Genomic DNA, 17020 nt, shown 5'->3' on the forward strand with positions numbered 1-17020 from the left:
GACTCATTTAAAACAAAATTAAATCTTTGATTTGTAGTTTCATACATCATCAGCTAAAATAATTATTGATAGTTTATTATTAATTTTTGGATTACTATCATCAAATTCCCTATTGATAAGACGTTTTATAAAAATCTTTGAGTTATGAACAAAATTCTGTTCAAGACTTTGAATTCTGTAATGAAGATTTTCTTTGAGTCTTTCTTCACTATCATTAATCATCATATTAATTAATTGTAAAGCTTCTTTCTTTAAATTGGCTCTATAAAGTTCTATTATCCAGGAATTTAAAAAAATAAAAATACTATTTCTGAAATTAAAGTTGTCTTCAGGATACAAATAAATATGTTCAGTCAAATTTTTGTATTCTTCTTTCAGAATTTTATGATAGTATGTTATTCTGGATGTTGGATAGCTGTTAATAACCCCTTCACTTGGCTCAATTAATATTACTAAATTACCTCTTTCAGAATAAATTTTAGTTGTTGTATCTTCTGTTATTAGCCTTACTTTTCCATTCTTATAATACCAGACATTATTTTCTTTTGTTATTATTCCATCTTTATCAAAAATAATATTTCCCTTATCAGAGTTATAACGTGATTGCCCATTGTCATACCATTCTTCACCAGATATGAATTTTCCTTCTTTATATTTACTCTTTGCAGCTACTTGTCCATTGTTATGGTATGATACATTATCTCCATCATAATCGCCATTTGTATATTCGATATAAGAAACGGGATTGGTATCATCATATAAAAGAGTTCCTGTAAAAAGCTTCCCTTTATATTTTAGATAGTTGGTGTCCAAAAGATTGTGCTCAAGATTAGGATCTTCATTATGTATTGTAGGTTCTTTCATTAAATTGATGCTAACATTCAAATGTACTCAAAGTGAATATCGTTTTGTGAGATTTAATAGCAATAGCAAAGTCCTTTGGCTTTGCGGGAGTTGCGGAAATTGAAACTGAGTTCGCTCGGCTAGATTAAACGAAGTTATGGAAAAGCACGTTCTGACAAGCACTACAACAGCAATTTTGCAAAAGCACTGTTAGGCAGTTTTAGGGATTTTCCTCATTTATTAAAATCTTCAAATTTAATATTGAAATGGTAACTCATATCGTATTGGTCTTTTAAAATTTTTGCAATATGAGCCTTTCCAATATCCGTAATACTTTCCCAATCATTTATGGCATCAAATTTTTTTAAGGTTTCTATATCTGATGTCTCTAACAATACTTTTCTTTTTTCGAAACTATCATTCATATAAACATTAAAATTAGCTCCATTAAGCATTCGTAAATCTATATTCTCGCTACTGAAGATTTTTGCAAAAATTTCTGAAATATTATCAATCTTAAGTGATTCTATTATTTCATTTTTTAAAAATCCAAGCTTATGTTGGCGACTATATTCCAAAGTCTGTTTTGAAATTCTTGCGGCTAAATCACCATTAAACGGATTGATAGTTTTGTCAAAACAATTAACTATAGCTTTCATCGTAGCTTCTTCAAAGTGTTCTGGTCGAGTGTCCAAAAAATGAATTCCAATATTTGTTATTTCAAATTTCAGAAAAGTTGTTTTTCCTTTTATTCCTGAAACATAATTTGTAAAAAATGTTAACGTTTCATCTACAATTGACCTGTGTCCAAAGTTGTAAGGAATTTGATTTTCACTTATGTTCCATAAAACCTCAGATCCATAATCAATATCGGATTTCTGCATAATTAATTCTATATGCGCATATCTATCGCTTCCGGTAAATTTTGCAACTAAACCTTTTCCTTCTATTGGCAATAAGTTCCATCCTAAAATTTTTTGATTTATAGGGAATAAACTGGTGGATTGATAATTTCTTTTGAGATAGGTTTTCATTTATAGCCGATCGTTTTGTGAGATTATTTCAAATATTCAATAATATTTTTTTGTATCGATTTTGTCAAGCTCTGAATAATGAGAAGAATCAGATATCTTTTAAATTTTAAATCAGGCAAACAAACGAGTTAAAATATTATTAATTAAATCTAGCTCCTTTTGAATACATCTAATTTTGGACTAACAGTAACTAAAGTATATTCATTTTCTATTTCTCTTAACTTATTTTTATCATAAATAGGATAAAATGACTGAATCCTATTAAATAAAACATTGCTCTTTCCTTTGACTTGTTTAGTTTTTTTCTCAATCCATAAATGATAAAATACACCTTCATAAACAAAGATTATATTATTTGTCAGTGAAATATCAATGACATTGAGCTTATCAATTTCTACCAGAATTAATTTTAAATTTAAATGGAGCTCTTTTGGTAAGAAGTTTTTATAATGATATGTTTTAGTATCATTATTTTTTATATGTTGGGCATAATGTCTATTAGTAATGTGTATCAATGAGTAAGAAGTAAACTCTAAAATTTCTCCCGAAAAAGGAATTTCAAAATCAGCTTGATGATAATCTTCCATTACACTTTTTGTCAATAAATAAATGAATTTTGATTGTAAAATCAATTTATCTTTCTGTAATCTATAATCATCTTGCTTTTTCTTAAATCTGCGAAGCAATTTGGGATATTTTTTGTCGAGAGCTTTTAAATCTTTTCTTGTTTCCGCTGATAATTCTTGTAAAATTTGATCTTTATGATTTTCAATTGCAAGTTCCTTTTGCCATTTATCAGATATGACTTGGAGTGTTTTTAAATCTTTAAACTTTTCTTTATCTTCAACTTCAACTACTTTCCCTCTTTTTGCTTTATAAAATGGACCTGCTAAATCGTTATGAAAATATGTTAGATAAAGTTCTCTAAAAATAAAATCATTACAAATGCTAAAATCTTCTGGTCTACCATCGTCTTTATATAAAGTTAATTTTAACAATGTGCATAGAAATTCTTTCTCACGTTCTAATAATTTTTCTCCTCTTAATCCTCTTAATTTTAAATCTTCAAATATTTTACGAGTTCTTATTTGTTCTTCTTCTGAGTCATCTTTTAGAGCTAGCTCTTCAACTGAGTAATATGACATAAGTTTCTTAGTTATAGTTTACCCCAAATATATGAAATCCTACATTTTGATAGATTTTGTTTTGATTGTTAAATTTTTTGTATAATTTTAAATTTATCATAATACATAAATGTGATAATACTTATCGTGTTTAATCAATTTTTAACACCAAGTTTTTATCCTGTGATTGATCTGCATTTAAAGCATATTTAGGCGCTGATATCCATCTGAATTTATTAATTACAAACTTGAATTGGTATTCTTTTCCTTTCTCAAATTGTGATCTGGGAATTTCAAGTTCAAATGTATTTTTGTCTTTTCTGATCATTTGAAATGATTTATTTTCTGAATTCCAATCATTGAATAAGCCAGGAATTGAAACGCTCTTTATCAAGTCAACGTCTAACTTTTTATCGTGTTTATAACTGAAAATAACTTTGTCATCCGTTAATCTATAACCGTAGATGTTTTTATTTTGATAATCAAGCAGTAAATCATTGGCAATGTCAAAAGTGGAGTTGCTTAGAATTTCGCCGGTTTCCGGTCCGCTGATATTGACCATTAAGCATACACCCAGATTCTGCTCCGGAAATATAGAAAACATCACTTGATTGCCATAAGCACCTCCGTGTTTGAAGGCATATTTCCCCAACTCTGATACATAGATATTGTCCCAAAAATAGCCGTACCAATTTTGATTACTGTTTGTGATATTTCGTTGTGATTCTTGCACCGTCTTGTTTTGGCCTTCCAATTCAAATTTGAGGAATTTCATTAAATCTCCTAAAGTCGATTTTGTCTGAAGGCCAGATGAGCCCCACAACTGACTATTGAAATTAGGCATCAGAACATGGTTTGTATTATAGCCGTTCGCTAACTTTTCTTTAGGATCCAATGCAAATTTTGTCTGGTTCATTTTCAGTTTTGACCAGAGATTTTCTTTTAATAATTTTTCAAAAGGCTTTCCATAAATATTCTCAAGCATCAATCCAGCCATTTCTAGACTTGGATTACTGTACAGGTATTTTGTTCCAGGAATCGTGTCTAGTTTTACTTTTTTCAGGTCAAGCAAAAAATCTGATTTAGTATAGTTTTTAGTCAATTCTACCAATTTGAATGTCGTGTTGTCATCAAAAGTCTTCATAATCTCTCTGTCGTCAGGTAAAACGCTTGGAATTGCAGATTGATAAGAAATTAAATCTTTGATAGTGATTGGTTTTCCATTGTATTCCAGATTGGAATAATCCTCTTTCAGAAATTTTCTAATGTCGTCATCCGGTTTCACTTTCTTTTCCATAACAGTTTGAGCAAGCAGGTAACCTGTCATTACTTTTGTGACAGAAGCGATTTCGAAATATGTATTGTTGTCGGCTTTGTTAGCTTTTCCTTTGTCTATTTCGCCATAATGTTTGGTGTAAACTTTTCCGTCTTTTACAATACCGATGGAGACCGAATAAGCTTTAGAATTTTTAAGAAGCACTTCTGCAGTTTTGTCAAGTATCAAATATACCGGGCTTTCTGAATTGTTCATATTTTGAGAAATAGCGAACGTGTTGGCTAGGGCAAATAGAAATGATAGTAGTTTGTTCATCGTATATTTTTAATATGACAACTTGGAACATAAAGTTATTACGTCTAAATCTAAAGTTATCAATGATGAAAGATACTAATTATAGAGAATTTAATTTTAATATACACTCCAAACCTTCTGCAATTAGGTTGAAAACTTTTATGAAATTTTTTCTGTGCAACTTCATTGAAATCAAAAATACCCCACTTTAATTCCCACTTTGCTTATAAACTCCTAGTACTTTACTCACATATCTGCGCTTATCAGCAAACAGGATTGAATAAAATTGTTTCTACTAATTGTCAATCTGGATAGATGGCTATTCTGATGGCGTAAGTAATAGATCCATCGCTTTTTGAGACTTAAGTTTTTTAATGTTGCTAAAACTAATTATAAAATATCATTTTATCTAAACGTAAGATTTACAAAAGTTAAAATGCATTTACTAAATAGTAAATGCATTTTAATTTGCTACACTATCAAAACGTTTAGTTATGAATTTATAATAAATTCTAATCATATATTATTTATCTCTTATTTTATTCTAGTAAATCTTTATTATCCATTACAACGCAGTGACTATTTAAAAAAACGTCTCAAAGTTATTTTTGAGACGCTTTTTTATTTTTTAAATTTCGCAAAAGACTGGTAGACCGATGGTTCACGTTCTATTTCCAAATCCAATAACAATTGTTCCCATTCCAAAACGTAAGGTTGCTTGAGAGTGACATTCATAAAATGCTCAATGTCCTCATTCCATACTTCATAAACAAAAAATTCTTCGGCTTTTTGAATATTCTGATGAATAGTTGCGTGAACGAAATTTTCCTGTTGGCTCACCGTTTCAAAAAGGTCTTCAAGGGCTTTTTTAAATTGTTTGTAATTGTCTGGTTTTGCGGTAAACTTGATGACTAATGTAAATTGTTCCATTTTTTTAAGGTCTTATTTAATTATTGTAAATTTATATTTTTAAAGAACGATAATTTTATCCCTGCAAATGTATCAACGTTTTATTAAAACAGGTAACAAAGTATCAAAAAGTAACTGTAACATTTAGGTAACGGGGTAACTTTATAATGTAGAAATTACGCCACTGTGGGAAATTGCGTTGGGTGTATAACAAGTTACGAAATATTGTCGAGGCTTGCTCCTATGTCTGGTTTTATTAAATTGAACAATTTAGAAATGATTGAAAAAAAAAATTAGAAGTCGGCTACTAAAAAGCAGATAGGAATTAATCCTATTATTTGTCTTAAATTTAGTCTCGCTTTACCAAGCTCCCATGGACAACTTTATAAAATACAAGAATTGGATATATTAGCCGAACATATAAGAAAAACCGTTCAAATTTCCGAAAAAGATTTGGAAAAAGTGATGTCTTTTTTTGTTAAAGAAACTTTTGGAAAAAAGGATTTCATCATTCGTGAGAATGACGAAGTAAAACATTTATATTTTATTGTATCAGGCCTTGTAAAGCTCTATGTTACGGATAGTGATGCGAATGAGCATATCATCTCTTTCGCAATGGAAGATTGGTGGGAAAGTGATTACAAGGCGTTTTATACGCAGACAAAAGCATCACAAGTTTTGCAGTGCATCGAAAAAACTGAAATCTTGAAAATATCTTACAGTCATTACCATCAAATCCTTAATGAAATTCCTGTTATGGCCAGTTTTTTTCTTCATAAGGCAGTAAACGGTCATATTTCCAATCAACGAAGGGTCGTATCTTTAATAACATTGACCGCTCAGCACCGGTACGAGCATTTTCTTAAATATTATCCCGCATTACTGCAAAGAATCCCCAAAACTACATTGGCTCTCTATCTGGGAATTTCAAGGGAAACACTAAGCCGTTTTTTCTCGGAGCACCAATAATTGTGACAAACATCACACAAAATCCAGCCTTTGATCACCGAACTTTGTTCCATTGTTAAAAAAAAATATATGGAAAAGAGAGTTATCAACCCTTGGGAATGGCAGGATGCAAGGAATTATGTTCAGGCTGTAGAAGTGAAAAATGTGCAGAGTACGCTTTACGTGTCTGGTCAGACAGCGATTGACAATTATGGTATTTCAAGTGAGGCCGATATGAGAATTCAAATTGAAAAAGCATTGGAAAATTTAGAAAAGGTTATTCTTCAGGCAGATTTTGAAGTGAAAAATATTGTCCGACTTAATGTCTTTACTACGGAGCATAGTGAGCTATTCAAAAATTTTGATGTTCTTCAAAATTGGATTTCTAAACATCAAATGCAGCAGGCAACCACTGTGATGGAAGTTAAAACACTTTTTGAAACACTGAAAGTGGAATTTGAAGCGACGGTCGTAAAATAGAAAGTCAGCTTATTTATTTAAAGGCAATTCAGGATTTAGCTTTAAACCTGAATCGCTTTTTGATATTATTTCTAAATTTGGTAATTAAATGATTGCCTGAACTGAGCCGGAGTCATAGACGTTTTAGTTTTAAACAACCTGCTGAATGACTGCGGATATTCAAAACCTAATTGATAGGTAATCTCAGCGACTGACAAATCTGTTGTCGACAATATCTCTTTTGCAAGCTCGATAAGTTTATTGTGGCTGTGTTGTTGGGTATTTAATCCCGTCAACGAGCATATCGTTTTTTGAGACTTTTACATTTTAAGTTTATATAATGCATCAAACATTCTGATATTTAATCTATGAAAATAGAGTTTGCTGAATATTTAGTCTATTAATGTTCAAGTAATTCATGTAGTTTTTGTTGAAGTATTTTTTTATCCGGGAGCTGGGTTTTATATTCCGAAACCATCGTAGGAGAAAGGCTTCTGCTCAAAGCATATTCTACAACCTCATTATCCTTGTCTTTACATAATAAAATTCCAATGCTTGGATTTTCATTGATCTTTTTCACATCTCGGTCAAGTGCTTCAAGGTAAAAATTAAGCTGTCCCAAATGTTCGGGTTTAAATTTATCTGCTTTTAGTTCGAAAGCGACTAGACACTGTAATCCTCGATGATAAAAAAGTAAATCAATATAGAAGTCCGAAGAACCTACTTGAATTCTATATTCTTCTCCGACAAACAGAAAATCTCTGCCTAGTTCGAGGATGAAATCTTTCATTTGTTTGATTAAACCTTTCTGTAAATCATTTTCAGAATGGATATCTGGTAAGTTTAAGAAATCAAAAACATAACTATCTTTGAAAGCATTTATAAGTTTTGAATCCATTTCTCTCAATGCTGGTGAGAGTGCCGAATGACCGATCATGGATCTTTCAAACAGACTCGCAGAAATCTGTCGTTCTAATTCTCTCTTACTGTAGCCCTCTTGTTTAGTTATTTTGAGATAAAATTCTTGCTCTTCCGATGTTTTACACCGAGAAAAAATAATCATATTATGGCTCCAGCTAATTTCTCTCACCAATGGTGAGAGTTTTGGAGAATCTTTATAAGTTTCATAAAACTGTTTCATCCTCCACAGGTTCTTATCAGAAAAACCTTTGATTTCAGGCTCAGTTTTAATAATAAACTCTGATAAATCTTTTACAACAGCTTGTCCCCATTCGCTGATTTCTATCTTTTGGCTGATGTATGCTCCAACATTCCAATAGAGATTTATCAATTCTGAATTCACAGCCTTTACAGCATTATTTCGAGCTTTCTTTATAATTTGAATAATGTCGGAAAATTGATCTTTCATAAGATATACAGCATATTATTGATAACAAATTTACTCTAATATTTATAAAAAGAAATCTATGAAAAAATCATTGATTGTTACAAATCATACCAAACATTCAGCAATTTAAAACTATCTTATCGTTTTTTGAGACTAAATTGTATATCTATTATTAAATTTCGGCCTTTAAAAGTCGTGCAATGAGAATAAATTATTATTAATTCAACTCTTTAATTCGATAATTTTCATAATAACCGCAAATTAATAATTAACCTTATAAATTTAATTTTTTTATTACAATATAGTATAAAATGAAATACATAAAAAAAGCCTCAATATGAGGCTTTATAATTAAGGTTACTTATTCTTTTCTTCGTATAACTTTACAAAATTTGTGACAGGTATTATAATCGGTGACATACCTGCTTTTGCTGAAATTGTAGCCGCATTTTCACGAATAAAAGGGAAAATAATTGCAGCCGCATTTATATTTGCAAATCTTTCAAGTTTATTTTCAAAATCTTCCTCATTTTTTGCACTTTCTTCTAATTCGAATTGAGCAACATGCGTTGAAGAATATTTAAATTGAGGCAATAATTTATCTTCTGATTTTAAATCTAAATTCAAAATATATTCAAAAAAGACTACGAGAACATTATTACCTGTAATACCATGAGAAATATTTATATCAGTATTTAATTCGAAGTCATCTTCAAATTCTAAGACAGATTCTCTCAAAAACTGTCTTTATAAGAATAATATCATTTAATTTTGTCTTCATAATTAAGCTGCAAATGCAAATTCATCATCCTCTTTTTCAATTACAATAGCTTCTCTAGATATTTTTCTTACTAAAAATAGAGGTTGAGTATAAGAAGTTTTCTCTGTATAGTGTGATTTGAAACTAGCACTCACATTAGAAATATTAATTGTTTTAATTTCTAGAATTGATGATGGTGTGTATTCAAATACTAATTCATCAAAATGCAAACTATCATCTAGTGCAATAAAAGAAAGACATTCCATAGAATATTTCTTAATAAACTCTCTATCGATTGCCATAGCTTCATTTATAATTATCTTTTCTAAATCATCTTTTGGATGAATACAGATAAAATGATCATTATCAAAAGTATCGAAATAATACTTAATTGTTGTAGCTGGATATTCGGCTGAAAGCTCAAACAATTTACTTTTTAAAAATTCTTTAGAAGTCATCAATTAATATTTTAAATTGTTTCCTAAAATTTACAGTTTTTTTTCTTGTGTCATCGGTATCTATCACAAAGGCCATACCATAATCAGCCTTCGCTCTCTCCTTCTTCAGTAGATTCAACTCTCCAAAAATACTTAAGGCGTTGATATCTCTTTCATCAAATTTTGTTTTAACCAAGTTAATCACTTTATTATGCGATTCTTTGTCATTTGCTAAATCACGAATTTCTTTTTCACTATATCTACAATGTACATTTAAAAAGTGATTTAGCAATTGAAGACATGAATAATAATAACAATGTATACTAGAGTTTTTTTGATTATTTTTAACCAAAATTTCTGCAGAATCAAATGTTTTATCAGACTTATCTTCAAAGTTGTTTGCCGCCATCTAGTATGCAAAGGTATTAAAAAACTAATATATAAAATTATTTTATACCAAACGGATAAATCTCTGCAATATGACTAATTATTTTACTTAAAATTTGATCAGTTTGCCTCTCTAATAAATGCTAAATTTAAACTTAACAAAATAAACCAATGTTTATCCGCTATTTAACTCTATAATTTTAGCAGCTAATTACTGATTCTAATAATACATATTATATTAACTCTTTTGTTTTCTTTTATATTTCTAAAGCAAAGATATTAGCAAGCAACGACAAAACTCGTCGTATTAAAATTATTTATTATTTTTTTTCTTTACAAAAATACTCCAACTAAAAATACTTTCATTAAATATTCCTTTTTAAAAGCTATCTCTGCATGAGATTTATCTTTAGATTAAGATCTTAAACTTTTTAACAAAATTACTTAGGGGAAAATTGATATTTATGTGTCATTCTATCCAGGAAAAAAAATAAAACCTTTAGCACCTTGGTTTAGAGAAATCGGCCAAGAAAAATTTGGCAAATGGTAGAAAATATTAATGTCAAATAAAATTAAGCATTGCATTATCATCCTATGCTTACGTTATTAAAATAAAATTTGAAATTTGTTTGTTTGATTGATTTTAATCTGGATATAGATCTCTATTTTCTAGTTAAATAATTGATTAACGTTTTTTGAAACTTAGTCTATCGAGTATTATCGTTTTAGACGTTAAAATGGTAAGAAGAATTGACGAGAAAAAGTTAAATTTAAAAATAGATTATAGCTTAATCAATTATTGGAAAACTTTTATCATTTGGCATTTTTTATTTCATCTAACTTTTGCAATGCTTCAAATAGTTCCTTTTTTGAATTATCCGCTTTTTCCTCATAAATTTTTAATAATTGTAAATCGTCAGCAAAAAGTGGACATTAGACATTAAAAATTTAAGGAGTGTTTTCATAAAAAGAGTAATTTTAATTATGGCAACACCGAAAAAGAAACCGACCGAGAAATTCGTAAAAGATATTCGGCAGAACACCCGCAGAATATTCACTGCAGAGCAAAAGATTTTAATCGTGATGGAAGGTCTTCGAGCGGAGACTTCCGTAGCCGAACTTTGCAGGAACCATAATATTGCACAGTCGCAGTTTTATGCCTGGAACAAGGAGTTTATGGAAGCAGGAAAGAAGCGCTTAAATGGAGATGTCGCTCGCGAGGCTACGAGTGATGAAGTATCAGATCTGAAGAAGGAAAATGCACGTTTGAAAGAGATCGTAGCTGATCTGGTCGTTCGCTATGACATTGTAAAAAAAAGTTTAGACAGGCTGGATTAATCGATAAATACAGGAAATATATGAGATTATCGGCAGCTGAGAAATACGAGATCATTCAAACGGTAACCACAAGTGAACTCGGCGTGAAACGAACCTTGGAAAGTTTTGGAATTGCTAGAAGCAGCTTTTACAAATGGTATCAAAGCTACTTGGAAAACGGCTATGATGGCTTGGAAACTACGAAAAGAACAAACCATAGGCAATGGAACAGCATTCCTGAAAGACAGAAAGATCTGGTAGTAGAGATCGCTTTGGAACACACCGAATTATCTGCAAGGGAACTGGCCTACAAAATTACCGATGAGCAAAGTGTTTTTATTTCAGAATCTAGTGTTTACCGGATTTTGAAGCAAAGAGACTTAATCCCGGCACCGAATCATTTTCTTCTTTCGGCAGCAAATGAGTTCAAAGACAAAACGGAATTTGTGCATCAAATGTGGCAGACAGATTTTACTTATTTCAAGATCATAGGCTGGGGATGGTACTATCTGAGCACGATCTTGGACGATTACAGCCGCTACATCATTCACTGGGAGCTATGCGACTCAATGAAAGCCGAAGATGTGAAACGAACGGTGGACACAGCCATTAAAAAAGCAAAATTAAAGACCAAAGCCAAACCGAAACTGCTCTCGGACAACGGTTCCTGCTACGTCTCCAATGAGTTGAAAAGCTATCTGAAAGACGATTTAAGGATGAAACAGGTTCACGGAAAACCAATGCATCCGCAGACCCAGGGCAAGATTGAACGTTATCACAGAACGATGAAAAATGTAGTGAAACTAAATCATTTTTATCATCCCGAGGAACTCATCCAGGCACTGGAGAAGTTTGTAGAAAACTACAATAACAAGCGCTATCACGAGTCGATAAATAACCTCACTCCAGCAGATGTGTACTTCGGAAGATCAGAACAGATTTTGGAAAAAAGAAAGCAAACAAAAGCGGAATCCATCCGAAAAAGAAGACAAATATATAACCAACAAAAATTAGTAAGTTTATAAATCGAAAATCCTCCTTAAGGATTTAAACTAAAATGTCTAAGTTGGTTTGAAGACGTACAATGCGAATTTGTCATGTATATTAAAAAAATATCTTGTCAAATATAATCCGACAATTGATATTGACAGATATAAATATTTATATCCTTTCCGATCTTGATCTAAATAAAATCTGTGTGCACCGAGGTAACCAAAGAAAAGAGCCAATAAAGATGTTGATAATTTATTTTTCAATGTTTTTAGAATTAGTGTTTAAAATAAATTTCGCTCTACTATATTTTGAATAGTGTACTTTGTAGAGCGGACTATTTTTATATTAACAAATATATACTATTTTCCATTTGACATTTTCTTTATTTCTTCATCATTATGATTATCTAAAATTTTAGCATACCGATAAAAGGTTGCTCTAGATAGTCCTAATGGTTTAAAAATTTCTTCCGGACGTTTAGTGACATCCTTATATATATTACGTAAAAGCAAAAGCTTGGAAATTGTCTCTTTAGTATAGCCCTTTGGTCTACCTCCTAACCTACCTCTCGCCCTGGCAGATTGCAAACCGGCATTAGTCCTCTCTCGGATCAATTCCCGTTCATATTCAGCAAGCGATGCCATCAGATTTAAGAAGAGTCGGCCATTTGCAGTAGCAGTATCTACTCCATCAGTTATACCTTTTATGATGATACCCTTATCACTTAAACTTAAAACCAAGTCAATAATATTTTTCAGGCTTCTCCCTAAACGGTCCAATCTCCAAACATGAAGTTCATCACCTTCCCTAAATTGTTCGATCATCTTATCGAGCTCCGGACGATTTTTTGTCGTACCGGAAATTTTCTCCTGGTATATTTTTTCGCAGCCAGCTTTTTCAAGAGCTTCAATCTGCAAATCTAAATTTTGGTCTTTGGTCGAGACCCGGGCATATCCTATTTTCATATTTTGTTACATTAAACTCATACTTTGTAAATTTATGAAACTTTATTTAGTGATACGACATTTTGAGAAAATATATTAAAAAAATAAAGTGATCAAATCCGACCACTTTAAAAATCTCACAAAACCACCGTTTATCAGTAGGAAAATCCCTGCAATTATTATATAATTTTTTAAAACTATGTGCTACTATAAACAATTGAAAAGCCGCGTTCAGGTATGGTTTTTGTTTGTAATACATATATAATCATTGAGTTACTAATGTAAGGTGTGTTATACGCACTTTTTTTTATGTATCCAGCACCCTGAATGCACACTACCCTCTACTAAGATAAAATTTTATAAACCATAAAAATATTAATATGAAACAGAGTGATGACAACAGAATGATTCCAATGACGTCGTTTTCCAGCGGAAACGGCAAATCGGTAACAGATGATGTATATTATTATACCAATCAGATCGTGAATGTGGTCATGCTGGGGAAGCCCGGTGAAGATTGGTTTTTAATAGACTGCGGAATGCCGGAATGCGGGGAGGAAATTATTGCCGCTGCCGAAGATCGCTACGGCAAAGACAGGCCGCCGGTAGCAATATTCCTGAGTCACGGTCATTTTGACCATGTCGGTGGAATTGTGAAGGTTTTGGAAAAATGGGATGTCCCTGTGTATGCCCATCCTCTGGAAATCCCTTTCATTACCGGGAAAGAGGAATATCCTGAACCTGACACTTCTGTTGAAGGCGGCTTGCTGGCCAAGCTCTCTTTCATTTATCCGCACAAACCCATCGATATTTCCGGACATGTATTTGATTATCCGGAGCATGGTCAATTACCGGGTCTCAGCGAATGGCGCTGGATCCATGCGCCCGGCCATTCTCCCGGCCAGGTGGTCTTCTTCCGTGAGAAGGACCGTATCCTGATCTCAGCGGATGCTTTTATAACGGTAAAACAGGATTCATTTTATAAAGTTCTGGTACAGAAACGTGAAGTACAGGGCCCTCCCCGATACTTAACTACAGATTGGACGGCTGCCAGGGATACCGTAGCCAGGCTAAGAGATTTATCCCCATCCATTGTGATTTCAGGACACGGGCAATATATGGAGGGTGAAGAATTGAGACTTGGGCTGGATAAGCTTACTGATGATTTCGACACCCTGGCTGTACCCTCACACGGACGGTTTGTAGAGTAAGAACAGATTCCGGCAATGTATATATATCCGTTTTTACTCATAGGTTCCCTCATACATCATCAGACTGAAGCTGAATTGATCAATAGATAAAAGTAGGATCAGAAAAATTAGCGTTTAAAAGAGGATGTAATACAAATAAAATTAGTCATCCTGAGTGTTCATTTTGAAAATCCTGCAATGTATAACTCTGACAACGAAGAGGAGAGGAATTTTTTTTGGCTTTTTAAGGCTGTCTCTTTCTATTTTCAATTTTTTTAAAGATTGAAAGAGGTAGTTAAAAAATCCGTCACGTCTATATGCCATTTAAATCAATAAAACCCCCGAATCAATAATGTGAAAAAGAGCCCTATCTTTATGAGAGTTTTAAAATAATTTCAGAAACTAAACAAACCCGCTGGATGCGGGTCTGACTTATCTGATGGAAGTATAATGCATCAGGAACCATATTCTTTCCAGTCTTTCAGGCGTGAAAAATGCCTTTTCTTTTATAGTCTGCAATTGATTATACTGACTATTTTTATTGTAATTATTTTTCATATTAATCAATATCAACCAAAAACGTGAGAAGTCATTTTTCATCTTTTTTATCTGCTGATTTTTTACCTCAGCATACCGATAAGGTTGAGCATCTGCCATAAAATTATATTTTGAATCCGCTTCAGATTTCATTGACAGATATACGATTGAAAAGGAAAAAGGACAGATCAAGATCCGTCCTTGTATTATTCATTATTTAATTGATTTCGGTTTGTATAATCTGTACATTATAAATAAAAACACGAGCCATACCGGAATTAAAATGACCTGCATTTCCATGCCCGTGATACTCATCAGCACTAAAATTAACAATAAAAAGGCAATGCAGATGTAGTTGGACACCGGATAAAACAGGGATGGGAATTTCAGGGTAACCCCGGAATTAATATTACTTTTCTTAAATTTCAGGTGGGTATAACAGATCATAAGCCAGTTAATGATCAGGGTAGAAACCACCAGTGCCATTAAATATTCGAAGGCTTTTTCGGGTACGAGTTTATTAATGATGATACATATACCGGCAAAACATGAGGAAACCAGGATGGCATTTGTGGGAACACTGCTTTTATTTAATTTCGTTAAAAATTTCGGGGCATTTCCCTGTTGGGCCAATCCGAAAAGCATCCGGCTGTTGCTGTAAACACTGCTGTTATAAACTGACAAAGCAGCGGTCAACACAATCAGATTAAGCACATTTGCAATTAAAACATTGAATTGAATAACCTTTCCGAATAGGGTGAATTCCAATCCGTTTAAGTTTTGGAACACCATGACAAACGGACTTGTTCCTTCCGTAATTTCTCTCCACGGACTCAATGAAAATAAAATAACCAAAGCGCCGACATAAAAAATTAAAATCCTGTAGATGACCTGATTGGTTGCCTTAGGGATTGTTTTTTCAGGATTTTTCGCTTCTGCAGCAGTAATCCCGATCAGTTCCAGCCCTCCGAAAGAGAACATGATCATGGCCATGGCCGAAAACAGCCCGGAATATCTATGAGCGTCTTTGTTAAAAAAGCCCTTCGGAAAAAAACCGCCGTCGTTCCATAAATTGGAAATTCCCGCTTTCTCCCCTCCTGTTCCACTGATCAGCAAATAGATTCCAAAGACAATCATCGCAATGATGGCCACCACTTTTATAATGGAAAACCAGAATTCGGTTTCGCCATACACTTTAACGGAGGCGAGATTAAGGGCGTTGATTACGATAAAGAAAAACAGACTGGAAACCCAGAGCGGTATATCCGGCCACCAGAAATGCACATAATGCCCGATTGCTGTCAGCTCTGCCATACTCACCAGAATATACAGAATCCAGTAATTCCAGCCGGAAGCAAAACCGGGAAAACTTCCCCAATATTTATAGGCAAAATAGCTGAAGCTTCCCGAAACAGGCTCCTGAACGACCATTTCACCAAGCTGACGCATGATAAAAAAGGCAATAATACCTGCTAAAGCGTATCCTAAAATAACAGACGGGCCGGCCAGTACAGCAGCAGGACCGATCCCCAGGAAAAGCCCTGTTCCGATAGCACCACCAAGGGCAATTAACTGAATATGCCGGTTGGTAAGCCCCCGGACGAGAGAATCTTTCGGGTTCTCTTTATTTTCATTGTTCATATGGAAAAAATATGGCTTAAATATATAAAAACTTTGCTCCTGATTCTACCGGAGACTGGATATAGTTGGTGCAGAACGATTCTTTTTTACAGAGAAGGCCAGTCAGCCGGAATCTGATCCTTAAAATGCTCCAGGATTTCGAAAGCCGGACCATGGACTGGATAATGTAATAGGATAATGATAAAGAGTTCAGGATTACCGTGAAATGGATGTTCAATCGAGACACCTTTTTATTAAGACCGGTAAAAATTACAGATACTCTTTCGGGACGGCAATCCCGTTCTTTTTCATATACTCCAGAAGTTCATGGTATTTATGCTCATACTCATGGTTTCCGCACTGGTCTGAAATGCTGCAGATTTCAGAAGGTTTTATCTCCAGAATGGCAGAAATTTTTGTTAATATATCCAGGTTAATCTTCACTTTAGAATTTTCAATATCGGAATAGGCTTTCTGAGAAATCCCCATCTCAAAGGCCATATATTCCTGGGTGAAATCTCTGTTTCTTCTGATTTTCCTAATATTTTGACTACATATTTTCATTGTGTTTATTTTAGAAGTTTTCGGTATATTTTAGAA

General features: G+C 32.8%; 19 protein-coding genes and 1 pseudogene. 4 read left to right on the forward strand and 16 right to left on the reverse strand.

The genetic code is table 11. From position 1 onward, the window contains the following. Nucleotides 1-39: 39 nt before the first annotated feature. The 5 genes from ODZ84_RS10940 to ODZ84_RS10960 form a co-directional block, all read right to left on the reverse strand. A complete protein-coding gene (locus ODZ84_RS10940; protein ID WP_266177114.1) occupies nt 40-864 on the reverse strand; it encodes a toxin-antitoxin system YwqK family antitoxin in 825 nt (274 codons plus the stop codon). 212 nt (nt 865-1076) lie between these two features. After that, nucleotides 1077-1877 (reverse strand): hypothetical protein, encoded by an 801-nt coding sequence (locus ODZ84_RS10945; RefSeq protein WP_266177116.1) that lies wholly within the window; start codon nt 1875-1877, stop codon nt 1077-1079. 149 nt (nt 1878-2026) lie between these two features. Beyond that, on the reverse strand, nt 2027-3022 hold the full coding sequence (locus ODZ84_RS10950; RefSeq protein WP_266177118.1) for a hypothetical protein: 996 nt from the start codon (nt 3020-3022) through the stop codon (nt 2027-2029). A 130-nt stretch (nt 3023-3152) separates the two neighbouring features. Next, a complete protein-coding gene (locus ODZ84_RS10955) occupies nt 3153-4592 on the reverse strand; it encodes a serine hydrolase (protein WP_266177119.1) in 1440 nt (479 codons plus the stop codon). A 600-nt stretch (nt 4593-5192) separates the two neighbouring features. Further along, on the reverse strand, nt 5193-5501 hold the full coding sequence (locus tag ODZ84_RS10960) for a putative quinol monooxygenase (protein WP_266177121.1): 309 nt from the start codon (nt 5499-5501) through the stop codon (nt 5193-5195). A gap of 378 nt (nt 5502-5879) precedes the next feature. Between ODZ84_RS10960 and ODZ84_RS10965 the strand changes: the two genes are divergently transcribed. Together ODZ84_RS10965 and ODZ84_RS10970 are read left to right on the forward strand one after the other, a co-directional pair. Then, the gene (locus tag ODZ84_RS10965; protein ID WP_266177123.1) at nt 5880-6449 is read left to right on the forward strand and encodes a Crp/Fnr family transcriptional regulator; all 570 of its coding nucleotides are present in this window, start codon (nt 5880-5882) and stop codon (nt 6447-6449) included. 69 nt (nt 6450-6518) lie between these two features. Next, nucleotides 6519-6908 carry a RidA family protein gene (locus ODZ84_RS10970; protein ID WP_266177124.1) on the forward strand — a complete coding sequence of 130 codons (390 nt, stop codon included), beginning with the start codon at nt 6519-6521 and terminating at the stop codon, nt 6906-6908. 71 nt (nt 6909-6979) lie between these two features. On the opposite strand, the pseudogene ODZ84_RS23435 reads toward ODZ84_RS10970, so the two are convergent. The 5 genes and pseudogenes from ODZ84_RS23435 to ODZ84_RS10995 all read right to left on the reverse strand — a co-directional run. After that, nucleotides 6980-7186: pseudogene (locus tag ODZ84_RS23435) on the reverse strand (helix-turn-helix domain-containing protein); the annotation flags it as partial. A gap of 101 nt (nt 7187-7287) precedes the next feature. Next, nucleotides 7288-8256 (reverse strand): PDDEXK nuclease domain-containing protein, encoded by a 969-nt coding sequence (locus ODZ84_RS10980; protein ID WP_266177126.1) that lies wholly within the window; start codon nt 8254-8256, stop codon nt 7288-7290. A 336-nt stretch (nt 8257-8592) separates the two neighbouring features. Next, nucleotides 8593-8973: a protein-export chaperone SecB gene (locus ODZ84_RS10985; protein ID WP_266177129.1), complete on the reverse strand. Its 381-nt coding sequence runs from the start codon at nt 8971-8973 to the stop codon at nt 8593-8595. A gap of 45 nt (nt 8974-9018) precedes the next feature. Continuing rightward, entirely contained in the window at nt 9019-9453 is a 435-nt protein-coding gene (locus ODZ84_RS10990) for a hypothetical protein (protein WP_266177130.1), read from the reverse strand. Further along, nucleotides 9443-9841 (reverse strand): hypothetical protein, encoded by a 399-nt coding sequence (locus ODZ84_RS10995; RefSeq protein WP_266177131.1) that lies wholly within the window; start codon nt 9839-9841, stop codon nt 9443-9445. Before ODZ84_RS10995 ends, ODZ84_RS10990 begins: the two co-directional genes overlap by 11 nt. Before the next feature lie 962 nt (nt 9842-10803). Here ODZ84_RS10995 and ODZ84_RS11000 point away from each other — a divergent pair. Then, a protein-coding gene (locus ODZ84_RS11000) for an IS3 family transposase (RefSeq protein WP_408612347.1) occupies nt 10804-12161 on the forward strand; the annotation gives its coding sequence in 2 pieces (ribosomal slippage) (nt 10804-11139 and nt 11142-12161; 1356 coding nt in all). Between the two features lie 36 nt (nt 12162-12197). Here ODZ84_RS11000 and ODZ84_RS23640 read toward each other — a convergent pair. Further along, a complete protein-coding gene (locus ODZ84_RS23640; RefSeq protein WP_408612423.1) occupies nt 12198-12392 on the reverse strand; it encodes an NINE protein in 195 nt (64 codons plus the stop codon). Between the two features lie 96 nt (nt 12393-12488). Beyond that, on the reverse strand, nt 12489-13094 hold the full coding sequence (locus ODZ84_RS11005; RefSeq protein WP_266177133.1) for a recombinase family protein: 606 nt from the start codon (nt 13092-13094) through the stop codon (nt 12489-12491). Between the two features lie 359 nt (nt 13095-13453). Here ODZ84_RS11005 and ODZ84_RS11010 point away from each other — a divergent pair, with 359 nt between their 5' ends. Next, entirely contained in the window at nt 13454-14284 is an 831-nt protein-coding gene (locus tag ODZ84_RS11010) for an MBL fold metallo-hydrolase (protein ID WP_266177134.1), read from the forward strand. Between the two features lie 411 nt (nt 14285-14695). Here the strand turns inward: ODZ84_RS11010 and ODZ84_RS11015 are convergent, their stop codons facing one another. From ODZ84_RS11015 to ODZ84_RS11030, 4 genes are all read right to left on the reverse strand, one after another. Beyond that, nucleotides 14696-14920 carry a hypothetical protein gene (locus ODZ84_RS11015; RefSeq protein ID WP_266177135.1) on the reverse strand — a complete coding sequence of 75 codons (225 nt, stop codon included), beginning with the start codon at nt 14918-14920 and terminating at the stop codon, nt 14696-14698. A gap of 93 nt (nt 14921-15013) precedes the next feature. Continuing rightward, nucleotides 15014-16441, reverse strand: coding sequence for an amino acid permease (locus ODZ84_RS11020; RefSeq protein ID WP_266177136.1), 1428 nt, complete (start codon nt 16439-16441; stop codon nt 15014-15016). 16 nt (nt 16442-16457) lie between these two features. Continuing rightward, nucleotides 16458-16658 carry a hypothetical protein gene (locus ODZ84_RS11025; RefSeq protein ID WP_266177138.1) on the reverse strand — a complete coding sequence of 67 codons (201 nt, stop codon included), beginning with the start codon at nt 16656-16658 and terminating at the stop codon, nt 16458-16460. Between the two features lie 32 nt (nt 16659-16690). Next, nucleotides 16691-16984, reverse strand: coding sequence for a helix-turn-helix domain-containing protein (locus ODZ84_RS11030; protein ID WP_266177140.1), 294 nt, complete (start codon nt 16982-16984; stop codon nt 16691-16693). Between the last annotated feature and the right edge of the window lie 36 nt (nt 16985-17020).

It is taken from the genome of Chryseobacterium fluminis (assembly GCF_026314945.1).
GTDB classification, from domain to species: domain Bacteria; phylum Bacteroidota; class Bacteroidia; order Flavobacteriales; family Weeksellaceae; genus Chryseobacterium; species Chryseobacterium fluminis.